This window comes from Paludisphaera mucosa (assembly GCF_029589435.1).
Classification (GTDB): Bacteria; Planctomycetota; Planctomycetia; order Isosphaerales; family Isosphaeraceae; genus Paludisphaera; species Paludisphaera mucosa.
In genome coordinates, this window is record NZ_JARRAG010000002.1 from 3,615,893 (window position 1) to 3,627,410 (window position 11,518).

At 70.3% G+C, this 11,518-nt stretch carries 6 protein-coding genes and 1 pseudogene; 4 read left to right on the top strand and 3 right to left on the bottom strand.

The annotated features are described in order from the left end of the window. Positions 1–3: 3 nt before the first annotated feature. Positions 4–2,055, bottom strand: a complete 2,052-nt coding sequence (locus PZE19_RS23680) for an RNA polymerase sigma factor (RefSeq protein WP_277864386.1) — start codon at positions 2,053–2,055, stop codon at positions 4–6. A 370-nt stretch (positions 2,056–2,425) separates the two neighbouring features. On the opposite strand from PZE19_RS23680, the gene PZE19_RS23685 reads away from it, so the two are divergent. Beyond that, positions 2,426–3,235, top strand: coding sequence for an esterase/lipase family protein (locus tag PZE19_RS23685; RefSeq protein ID WP_277863074.1), 810 nt, complete (start codon positions 2,426–2,428; stop codon positions 3,233–3,235). Positions 3,236–3,319: 84 nt separating this feature from the next. On the opposite strand, the gene PZE19_RS23690 is transcribed toward PZE19_RS23685, so the two are convergent. Beyond that, positions 3,320–7,240, bottom strand: a complete 3,921-nt coding sequence (locus tag PZE19_RS23690) for a beta strand repeat-containing protein (protein WP_277863075.1) — start codon at positions 7,238–7,240, stop codon at positions 3,320–3,322. 591 nt (positions 7,241–7,831) lie between these two features. On the opposite strand from PZE19_RS23690, the gene PZE19_RS23695 reads away from it, so the two are divergent. The 3 genes from PZE19_RS23695 (at position 7,832) to PZE19_RS23705 (ending at position 10,832) form a co-directional block, all read left to right on the top strand. Further along, positions 7,832–9,310 (top strand): N,N-dimethylformamidase beta subunit family domain-containing protein, encoded by a 1,479-nt coding sequence (locus tag PZE19_RS23695; protein ID WP_277863076.1) that lies wholly within the window; start codon positions 7,832–7,834, stop codon positions 9,308–9,310. A gap of 149 nt (positions 9,311–9,459) precedes the next feature. Beyond that, entirely contained in the window at positions 9,460–10,482 is a 1,023-nt protein-coding gene (locus PZE19_RS23700) for a S66 peptidase family protein (RefSeq protein WP_277863077.1), read from the top strand. Positions 10,483–10,679: 197 nt separating this feature from the next. Then, positions 10,680–10,832 (top strand): hypothetical protein, encoded by a 153-nt coding sequence (locus tag PZE19_RS23705; protein ID WP_277863078.1) that lies wholly within the window; start codon positions 10,680–10,682, stop codon positions 10,830–10,832. Here the strand turns inward: PZE19_RS23705 and PZE19_RS23710 are convergent. Continuing rightward, positions 10,813–11,516, bottom strand: a pseudogene (locus PZE19_RS23710) (bestrophin-like domain). The gene PZE19_RS23705 and the pseudogene PZE19_RS23710 sit on opposite strands and share 20 nt — an antisense overlap. Positions 11,517–11,518: the final 2 nt, after the last annotated feature.

Sequence of the window (11,518 nt, forward strand, 5' to 3'; positions counted from 1 at the left end):
GTTTCAAGGGGCCGGGATCGGTTCCAGGTTTTCCGGTTCATCGAGCTTGATCGAAGTCCATCGCCCGGTCTTGACGCTGAAGATGTGGAGTTGGTGTTTGGTCTTACAGGTGATCGACTCGGGACTCATCGCAGGGAACTTTTGAGGCGCTGAGCCGAACCCTCCCACGCCCGCGACGGAGTCCTCGTCGGGCGGAGATGGTTCGTCGTCGCCCTCGGGCCATTCGAGGACGTCCCAGCGGTTGGCCGTCGCGCTGAAGGCGTAGACGCGCCGGCCGATCTTGTAAGCGGCCGCGCCCGGGCCGATCACCGGGGTCGCCTTCTCGGTGGGCTCCAGCAAATCCTGGCTGTGCCACTCGCCGTCCGACGAGCTGAACGCCGCAATCCGCTTGACCGCCGGTCCGGTGATATGCAAGGCAGCCAGACTGTGACCCGCGATGGGGACGACCTTCACGTCCGCCTCGCCCTCCGGCACGATCCTCAGGGTCTTCGCAACTCCGATTTTGGTGCTGTAACCGGTCAGGACATGACCGTTCGAGGAAGGGACGATCACGAAATCGGGCATCACGAGGAAAGGCGGCAGCTTCGTGGGGGATTTCGACTTAGCTTGCGAGTTCCCCGCGGGCGGAACGAACGATCCGGCCGCAACGGCCTGGGCTGTCTTCGGGGCGTCGACGACCGGTGGGACCGGGCCCGGGTTCGTCGCCTCTTGCTTACGCGGTTTGATCGATCCCCCGGCTCCGTTCGACGACTCCTCGAGGTTCAGCCCCGTTTCCAGCGTTCCAGATTGGACGTCGAGAGCGGCCTGATACTCCGACCTGGCCAGCTCGAGCCGAAGCTGCACGCTCTTCGCCTCGGGCTCCAGCCGCTGGACATCCAGCCTTCGCTCGTCGAGCCCCGGCCCGGCCGAGCGTAGGCGATCCTTGTCGTTGAGCGGGATGTCCGGCGGCGGCGACGCCTCGGCTTTCGGGACGGTGGCCGGCTTCCTCGCGCCGGTCGCGTGGTCGAGAAGACTTCGGTGGAGTGCGATCGCCTGGGCCTGCTCCTCGATCTCGGCGTTCAATCGATCCCGCTCCTCAACCAGCCGCTGGATCGACACCTGAGCCGTCGCAATCGAATCCCTCCTCAAGCGGATCTGGTCGGGTTTCGGGGGTGCGGACTCCTTCGCTTTCGGATCCGAGGACTCCCCCTTCCCGACGGCGCCTTGCTGGAGCGCGTATCCGGTGGCACCTCCCAGGGTGAGAATCGTCCCCAGGGTGACGGCGGCGAGCTTTGCTTTCGTGAGGATCATGGCGTCGAGGGCTCCTTGGGCTAGGGCCGCGGCCCCCGCGGAGGCGAGGGCGAGGGCGGCGACGGGGGACGTTCCGAACGCGAGGGCCGAGTGGACGGTGCTCTCCAGGAGCGCCGGCGAGACGGGAGAGGCGAGGACGATCGAGCCCAGGGCCGCGTCGTCGGCCGCGACGCCCCGGCGGGCGAGGCGGTCGCGGAGGCGGTTGCGGCCCCGCGAGAGCCGGCTGCGGATCGTGCCGACGGGCTGCCGCAGACGGGCGGCGGCCTCGTCGTGCGTCAGGCCTTCCAGGTGGCAGAGGATCAGCGGGCCGCGAAGCCGGTCGGGGAGCCGGCCCAGCTCCTCGTCGAGGATCGACCGGAGTTCGGATCGCTCGGCCTCGCGGAACGGTGGCGCGTCGGTCGGCGGCTCGGCGTCGAGGCCGGCCCCCTCGCGGATGAACCGCCGGGCCGAGACCGCCCGCGCCCGGGCGGCCACCCGATGGGCGACGCCGTGGATCCAGGGCCCGACCCGTTCGCGACGGCGGATCGTCCCCGCGCGGCGGACCAGGACGAGGAAGGTCGCCTGGAAGGCGTCTTCCACGTCGCGGTCGTCGCGGAGGATCCGCCGGCAGACGCCCAGCACCATCGGCCCGTGCCGCTCGACGAGCGCCGCGAAGGCCGATTCGTCGCCCTCCGCGAGGAACCTCTCAAGCAGGCGGCCGTCGTCCTCCCCCGCGGCGGTCCCCCAGCCCAGCAGGCGGGCGATCGACCCGGCGTCTCCCGTCATGCGTCCCACCGGCGTCGCCTCCCGAAGCCCGTCCCGATCGTCTTCACCCCTGAATGTACGGCCCGCCCCCCGCGCAATCCCGATTTCCCAAGAATCCCGCAGGACGCCCGCGCCGCGACAGCCGGAAACGTCACCCGCGGCCCCGGCTTCGCAACTCGCCTCCTCACAGTCCGCCGAGTCGCATGCAACCCTCGCAACCCGCGCAATACGGACGCCCCGAATGACGAGCGTGGATTCTTCGCCTTCACCTCAAGATTCATGCCTTAGAATATCTAGGCAGCCACGCGTAGCGGTACAGCGAGCGGCGCCGCTTGCCTCATTGAGACGACACCCCAGCCCGGCCGCGAGGCGCATCGAGACGAAACCTCCCATGATCGGGCGGCTCAAAGCTCCCATCATCCTGGCCCACGGGCTCTTCGGGTTCTCGCGGATCGGCCTCGGTCCGCTGACCCTGACCTCGTACTTCCGGGGCATCCCGCAGGTGTTCCGCGAGGCCGGGAACCGGGTCTTGACGACCCGGGTGCACCCGATCGCGTCGATCGACTTCCGGGCCCAGCGGCTGGGATATCGCATCGACACCTATTTCCCCGACGAGCCGGTCCACGTCATCGGCCACAGCATGGGCGGGCTCGACGCCCGCCGGCTCCTCGCCGAACCCGGCTGGCGCGACCGCATCCTGAGCCTGACGACGATCGGCACGCCCCACCTGGGCTCGATCATCGCCGACTTCGCCAAGCTCAGGGTGGGCCGGATCTACCGGCTTCTGAACGCCATGGGGATCGACTATCGGGGGTTCCTCGACGTCACCCGCCAGGCCTCGCGGCGGTTCGGTCGCAAATACGGCCTGATCGACGACCTGCCCTGCTTCAGCATCGCCGGCGAGCCGGCCGAGGCCGACGTCGCCTGGCCCCTGCGGCGGCTCTACGAGGCGCTCCGCGAGATGGAAGGCGCGAACGACGGCCTCGTCCCGGCCGAGTCGGCGCGGGCCTTCGGCAAGCCCCTGCCGTCGTGGCCGCTCGACCACCTGCGGCAGATGAACTGGCTCAACCACGCGAAGGACGAGACCGAGGCTCTCTACGTCCCCGCCTACTACGGCCGCATCATCGACGAGCTGATCGCCCTCGGGTTCGGCGCCGACGCCCCGGAGCCGGTCCGATCGGCCGCCCGGACGACGCCCTGAGGCCCCGCGCCGCGATTCGAAACAAGAAAGCCCCCGCACCGGCGAGGCGGTGCGGGGGCCTGAGGTTTTGGCCCGGCATCGCGATCAACGCATGCCCCGGCCCCAGAAGCCCAGGGCCGAGGACGCCCGCGACTTCTTGCCGGTCGCGACCGTGTCGAACGCGCCGACGATCGCCAGGGCGTCGGGGCTCGCCGTCCTGGAAGCCGCGGTCGTCGCCGAGGCGGTCGCGAAGGTCGACGTCGTCGCTCCGGCGGTGGACGTGGAAGCCGAGGCGAGGCCCGCCGGGGAGTTGACCTGGAGCGTATACACCCCGGTCGAGGCGGCGAAGATCTGGGGGTTGCCCAGGAAGACGAACTGGAACCGATGCGTCCCGACGGCGAAGCCCGTAGACGTGATCGTGGCCAGGATCGTGCCGTTGGAGTTGAACAGCTGCGGGAAGGCGACCGGGATGCCGTTGTCCAGGATCACCACCCCTCCGACGAGGTCCGTGACCCCGGGCGGAACCGTGAGCACGGCCGAGATCGTGATGGCGTCGCCCACGGTCGCCGGCTGCGTGGGGACGACGCCGGTCAGCACCGCCGTGGCGCGGACCACCACCTGCGAGGCCGTCGCCTGGGACGTGCCGAAGGTGGGGTCGTTCGTCCCGTCGTAGGTCGCCGTCACGGTGTAGGTGCCGACGCCCAGGGCGGGGATGCCGCCGAAGACGGCCAGGCCGTTGACCAGCGTGCCGCTGAAGTTGACCGACCCGACGTTGATGAAGACCGTGCCGCCGTTGGGCGTGCCCAGGCCGGCGACGGCCGAGGAGGCCTCGACGGTGATCGCCAGGGGGTCGCCGATGCCGCGGGGGTTCGCGCTCGTCGAGACCTTCAGCGCCGTAGCCGCCTTGGCCACCGTGAGGATGGTGGGGGTGGTCGCCTCATAACTGCCCACGAGGTCCGAGAAGACGGTGCGGAGCTGCAGGCCTGACTGGGCGAGCGTCGGCGTGAACGTGTACCACAGGCTGTTGGCGTCGACGATGTTCACCCACGAAACGCCGTCGAAGCTGGCCTGCCACTGCACGCTGCGCGCCACCACGTTGTTCGCGGCGGAGGTGAGCGTGACCGGCACGCCGACCGTCACCGTCAAGGGCCCGCCGAGGAGATTGAAGCCGAGGTCTTGGGTGGTCGCCCCGGTCGAGGTCGACCCGACGCCCGGCGACGCGGACCCGCCCGGCGCCGTGTGAGACGTCGGGGCTGCGCCGGTGAAGCCGGCGGCGTTGACCTGGAGCGTGTAGACCCCGGTCGAGGCGGCGTAGATCTGGGGGTTGCCCAGGAAGACGAACTGGAACCGATGCGTCCCGGCCGCGAAGCCCGTCGTCGTGATCGTGGCCAGCGTCGTGCCGTTCGAGGTGACGAGCTGCGGGAAGGCGATCGGGTTGCCGTTGTCCAGGATCACCACGCCGCCGACCAGGTCGGTGACGCCGGCCGGCGGCGTGAGCACGGCCGCGATCGTCACCGCGTCGCCCACGGTCGCCGGCTGCGTGGGGACGACGCCGGTCAGCACCGACGTGGCGCGGACGACCACCTGGGAGGCGGTCCCCTGGGACGTGCCGAAGGTGGGGTCGTTCGTCCCGTCGTAGGTCGCCGTCACGGTGTAGGTGCCCAGGGCGAGCGCGGCGATGTTGCTGAAGACGGCGTGGCCGTTGACCAGAACGGTGGTCAGGTTGACCGCCCCGATGTTCAGGAAGACCGTGCCGCCGTTGGGCGTGCCCAGGCCGGCGACGGCCGAGGCGACGTCGACGGTGATCGCCAAGGGGTCGCCGATCCCGCGGGGGTTCACGCTCGTCGACACCTTCAGCAGCGTGTTCGCCTTCGAGACCGTGAGCAGGCCGGCCGTGGTCGTCGCGGTGCCGGACGAGTCGGAGAAGACGGCGCGATAGCGCTCGCCCGAATCGGCCAGGGTCGGGGTCAGCGTGAGCCAGGGGAGCGTCTCGCCGGCGATGTTCGTCCAGGTCGTCCCGTTCGTGCTCACCTGCCACTGCACGGTGCGGTTCCCGGGGCCCGCCGACTCGGCGGTGAAGGTGACCGGCACGCCGACCGTCGCGAACTGGTTGATCGGGTTGGCGGTCACGGCCAGCGGGATGGGCTGGGCGTAGAAGTACGCCGCCCCCTGGAGGGGGTTGGCCTGGTCGAGCGTGACCGTCGGGGCGCCGGCGATGACGGTCGTGGGGGTGACGGCGACGGCCTGCCCCAGCAGGTCGTTCGCGACCCCGTCGGACGCCGTCAGCCGGGCCGCCTGGTTCCAGGCCGCCCCGGCCGAGCGGTCGAAGACGTAGACGGCGCCCTGGCGGAGGTTGGCCCCGACCGATTCGAACGGGGCCGAGACGGCCGCCTTGTAGCCGTTGGCGGCGATCGCGACGGCGTAGCCGAAGCGATCGCCCGCCGCGCCGGCGGCGCTCGTCAGCTTGGCCGACTGCGTCCAGGTCGTCCACGACCGCAGGAAGACGTAGGCCGCCCCCTGGTCGACGCGGCCTCCGACGTCGGCGAAGGAGGCGCCGGCGATGAGGAACGACCCGTCGTCGCTGGTCGCCAGCGACGAGCCGAAGCCGTCGTTGGCGGCGCCGTCGGCGGCGGTCAGTTTCGTCAGGGAGCCCTGGAAGAACGCGTAGACCGCGCCTTGCTGGCCGTTGGCGCCCACCGTCGTGAACGGCGCGCCGCCCGCGACCATGAGCCCGCTGCCGCTGACGACCGTCGAGTAGCCGAACTGGGCGTTGGCCGTGGCGTCGGCCGCGGCCAGCTTCGTGGCCTGCGTCCAGGTCGCCCCGGACTTGACGAGTACGTACACCGCCCCCTGGTCGGCCACGCCGCCGACGTCGGCGAGGGGCGACCCGACCGCGATGATCGAGCCGTTGGCGCTGATCGAAGTCGAGTAACCGAACTGGTCGCCGGCGGCGCCGTCGGCCGGCGTGAACTTCTGGACCTGGGTCCAGGTCGTCCCGTTGCGGGTGAAGATGTAGGTCGCGCCCTGCGTCGCCTTGCCGGCGACCGTGACGCTGCGTGCGCCGACCGCCAGGGTGGAACCGTCGGCGCTGAGGGCCACCGCGTCGCCGAACTCGTCGCCGACCACGCCGTCGCTGGAGGTCAGCCGGGCCGACTGGCTCCACAAGGTGCCGTTGTTGCTGAAGATGTACACGGCCCCGCGGATCGACGAGATCGCCGAGCTCATGGCGCCGACCGCGGCCAAATTCCCGGAGGAAGTGATCGACACCGAGGTGCCGAAATACTGCGCCAGCCCGTTGGTCGAGCTGGTGAACTTGGCCACCTGGATGTAGGGGTCGACGGTCAGGGGATATTGCGCGGCGGCGTCGTCGACGACGATCGACAGCTCCTGGCCGCCGGCCGCCGTCGACGTCACCGACAGGTGCGCGGGAACCGCCGCGCCCGCGGCGTCGTAGGCGATCAGGCCGCCGTAGACCAGCGAGGCCGAGCCGTCGGGCCGCGCCAGAGTGACGCTCGTCCCGGACGGGTCGGCGGTCGCGACGAGGCCGCCCCCGAGCGCCAGGTCGATCGTCAGCGGGGCGCCGGCCCCCGAGCCGTCCGGCCGCGCGTCGAGCGTGAAGCCCTGCTGCAGCCCGAGCGGGCCGTTCACGAACCACTGCGAGACGTCGCCGTAGTCGTACTCGACCCGGTTCGCCGCCGTCGCCGTCGCCGCGGCGGCGCCCAGGCCCGCGGCCGCCCCGCCGTAGCCGACCCCGACCAGGCCCAGCGACCAGTCGTCGCCCCCGCCGGAGACGTGCAGGCCGCCCGCGTCGACGTAGCCCGTGTACGAGTTCGTCGGGTTCGCCAGCGCGTAGCCCGCCCCCGACGCGGCCAGGGCGTAGGCCGGATCCTGGGCCCCGAACGTCTCCGACGCCGCATACTGCAGCCCCAGGGGCGTCGGCGTCGGGTTCGAGGCGGTCGAGACCTCGGACGGCGGCGTCGGGCCGGTCGCGACGGCCGCCGACCAGGCCCCCGAGGCGGGCGCCACGCGATCCTCCAGCAGTTCTCGCTCCGGACGCCAGTCGCGGCGTCGCCTCGTCGCGGGGGCCCGGGCGGGGCCCTTCGGGGCGCCCGGCCGACGGTGCGGATCTCTGGTGCGATCGACGAACATATGGCGATTCCCGTTGCTGTTGATGTCGATTCGGATGATGGATGGGGGACGCGGCGGCTGCGGAGGGGGCACGGCGGCGTCGCGGCGCGATTCGGGGACGACCCTGGACGAGGTGGATCGAGCCTGTCGGGCCCCCGCAATCTAGCACCCTTCGCTGGTCGTTTTCCACCCATTTCATGCGGACGCTTCGCGCGGCCAGACGAGGCTCGCCGGATCTGCACCGAACGCGCGGTCGAACCGCCGATTCCCGAACACAAAAGCGATTTCGTGCCAAAGAAAACAAAATGCAATGTTGCATCCAGACAACAACGCAAACGACCCAACGGCGCGGGACCGGCACCGGCCCGGGGTTGCGGCCGGGGCCCGGACGCCGCCATAGTGATGGGGCGGCGCCCGGCGGCGGGCGCGACGACCCCTTCGGAGCGTCCCACGATGGCACGAACTCCCGGCTTGAATCGACGCGACTGGATGAAGACCACGACGGCCGCGGGCCTGGCCTCCGGGCTCGCCCCGGCGCGGGCGGCGACCCCCGCCGACCCGGACCGGATCCGCGCCGAGAACCGGCGGACGGGGACCCGCGACTGGATCAACACCAATGTGCGCGTCGATCCCAAGACGAACTACCGCAGCCCGGGGATCGAGGGCTACGCCTCGCAGGCCAGCGTCCGCCCGGGCGAGACGATCTCGTTCCACGTCAGCACGAACCCGGCCTCGCGGTTCACGATCGAGCTGTACCGCATGGGCTTCTACCAGGGCTGCGGGGCGCGGCTGGTCGAGAAGCTGGGCTCGTTCCCCGGCCGGGTCCAGCCCGACCCCGAGATCGGCCCGATGCGGCTCCGCGAGTGCCTGTGGGAGCCCTGCGTCTCGGTCAAGATCCCCGACGACTGGGTCAGCGGCGTCTACCTCGGCAAGCTCAAGGCCGAGCGCGAGGGGCTGGAGAGCTACGTCGTCTTCGTCGTGCGCGACGACCGCAAGGCCGACTACCTCTTCCAGGTCTCCGACAACACCTGGAACGCCTACAACCGATGGCCCTCGCAATTCGCCCTCTACGACGACGGCAAGAAGAACTGGTACTGGGGCCCCGACGTCCAGACGAGCTTCGACCGCCCCTACGGCAAGTACTGCCAGATCTTCGACGTCCCCCTCTCCGTCGGCTCGGGCGAGTGGCTCCTCTGGGAGTTCCCCCTGTCCTTCTGGATGGAGGAGCAGGGCTACGACGTGACGTACATCTCGAACATCGACACCCACCTCGACCCCGCGGGCCTGCGCCGCGCGAAGGGCTGGATCTCCATCGGCCACGACGAGTACTGGTCGCTGGAGATGTTCGAGAACATGAAGAAGGCCCGCGACGACGGCCTCAACCTGGCCTTCCTGTCGGGCAACAGCATCTGCGGGGTCGTCGACGTCCACCCGTCGAGCGACGGCCGGCCGGGCCGGATCATCGAGCGCGTCGGCCGGTTCGGCTCCCCCCGCAAGGAGGAGCTGGAGAAGGGCTTCCCCGAGGAGGGCCTCTTCAAGAAGAACGGCCCCAACGAGGCCACCCTGATGGGCGCGCAGAGCACGTATCCCGTCACCGGCGGCGGCGACTGGATCTGCCGCAAGCCCGACCACTGGCTGTTCGCCGGCTCGGGCATGAAGGCGGGCGACGCGATCGGCGGCCTCGTCGGCTGGGAATGGCACGGCGAGCCCTGGGACATCCCCGGCCTCGAAGTCGTCGCCAGCGGCCCGACCACCAGCCCGCGCGGCGAGGGGGTGTACACGGCCACCATCTACCCCGGCCCGAAGGACAACTTCGTCTTCAACGCCTCGACCATCTGGTGGGCCACCGGCCTTTCGAGCCCCCCCGGATTCGTCATGCCCGACGTCTACACCAGGCCCAAGGGCGTCGACCCCAGGGTCCAGAAGATCACCGCCAACCTGCTCGAACGCCTGCGTGGAACGGTCTGACCGTCCTCGCTCATGACGGCCTTCCCCCCTCGCGGGGGAAGGTGGCCCGAAGGGCCGGATGAGGGGACGACGGGCCATCGAGCCGCCGGATCTCGCCCCGACTTCATCCGGCATTCCATCGACGATCCACCACCGGGCGACCAGACCCCATGCCACGCACCCGCCTCGCCTCGACCCTCCTCGTTCTCGCGTGCGTCCTCCCCGGCTCGGCCTCGCACGCCGAGGAGTGGATCAAGCCCCGCCCGCTCCGCGCCGGCGACGTCATCCGGTTCGTCGCCCCCGCCGGGCCGGTCGAGCTTGAGGCCGTCCGGCGTTGCCAGGCGCTGTTCGAGGCGAAGGGCTTCAAGGTCGTGGTCCCCGAGAACATCGAGCGACGCTATCTGTACCTCGACGGCACGGACGAGGAGCGGTCGGCCGAGCTGAACGAGGCCTTCCGCGACCCCCACGCCCGCGCCGTGTTCGCCTGCCGGGGCGGCTACGGGCTGACCCGGATCCTCGATCGGATCGACTACGAGGCGCTCAGGAAGAATCCCAAGATCGTGGTGGGCTTCTCCGACCTGACGGCGCTCCACCTGGCGATCGGCGCGAAGTGCCGTCTGGTGAGCTTCCACGGCCCCATGCCGCTGGCGTCGCTGGAGAACGAGGACGGCGAGCACAAGTACGCCTCGGACCTCTTGTGGCGGCTCCTGCGCACCGGCAGATACGCCGACGACCCCGCCGTCGCCCTGACGATCCCGGTCCCCGAGCCGACCGAGCGGCCCGACGTCCTGACCGCCGGCAGGGCGACCGGCCGGCTCACGGGCGGCAACCTGTCGCTGATCGCCGCGACGGTCGGCACGCCCTACCAGATCGAGACGAAGGGCCGGATCCTCTTCCTCGAGGACACGCACGAGGCCGCCTACCGGGTCGACCGGATGCTCAGCCAGCTCCGGCTCGCCGGCCTGCTCGACGGCCTCGCCGGGGTCGTCCTGGGCACGTTCGACGGGGCCGACGAGGACGAGCTGAAGGCCGTCTTCCACGACTATCTCGCCGACAAGGGGTTCCCGGTGCTCACCGAGTTCCCGCTCGGCCACATCCCCCACAACGCCGTGCTCCCCTGCGGCGTCCCCGCCGAGATCGACACGAACGCGGGGACCTTACGGCTGCTGGAATCGCCCCTGGCGGCGGAGTGATGACCCGCGTGGGGTCGCTCGTCAGATCGCCATCTCCTTGACCATCCGGTTGCGCCAGTAGGGGGTCGTGCAGAGCAGGACGCTGCCGGGGCCGCGGAAGGCGCGGAGCGAGCTTTCGCCCGAGGTGTACGCGCCGACCCGCGAGCCGGGCGCGCTTGACCTTGTGGTCGACGTCGGCCGTCCGGGCGAGCGCGCACTTGCCCTCGCAGCTGATCTCCTCGTCGCCCAGCTCGACCAGGTCGGCCGGCCCCTCGGCGTTGAGAACGACCCGGCCCTCGCCCGGGACCTTCGCCTGGAAGTCGATGAAGCCGTCGCCGGCCCACAACGAGGTCAGCAGCTTCTCGCGGTGAAAGACATGATGCAGAACGAGAGCAGGCCGCCGAGGAAGAGGTGGGCGATCAGCTTCATGTCGAACAGCCGGACGATCATGATGTTCATGAACGCGCCGATCATCACGACGTACCACATGATCGCCGGGATGCCGGTCGAGACTCTGAACACCCGCATTCGGCGCGGCTTGCTCAGCTCGTTGAACGCCCTGAGGGACTCGGCGTGGAGCCGCTCCTGCCGCTTGGTCTTGGGCTCGTGGGCCGCCAGGCGGGTCAGGACGGCCGCCGGCCGCTCGCCCCCCTTCTCGGTGGTCAGGCTCTCGCGCTGGAGCGGCCAGGCCTCCTCGATGACGAACCTCGCGTACTCGCGGAGGACCCCCTGGAGTTCCGTCCGGTCGGGCTCGGAATAGTTCGAGACGTCGCGGTGAGGCCGTTCATGGCCGCGGCCTCCTCGGTCACGGCCCGGTCGGAGTCCGAGAAGTTCTGATGGGCCGCGACTGCGATCAGGCCCGGGAGCAGGCCGTAGAAGACGCAATAGCACGACAGGATGTAGCCGACCGGGTCGTTGTCATTCGGCTGCCGCCTCACAAAGATCCGCAGGGACGGCCGCACCAGCAGCGTCCCCGTCCAGGTGAAGGCGACGAAGAACTCGGAGCCGAGGAAGGCTAGCGACGCCGTCGGGATGTCGTAGATCCAGTAGAACATCG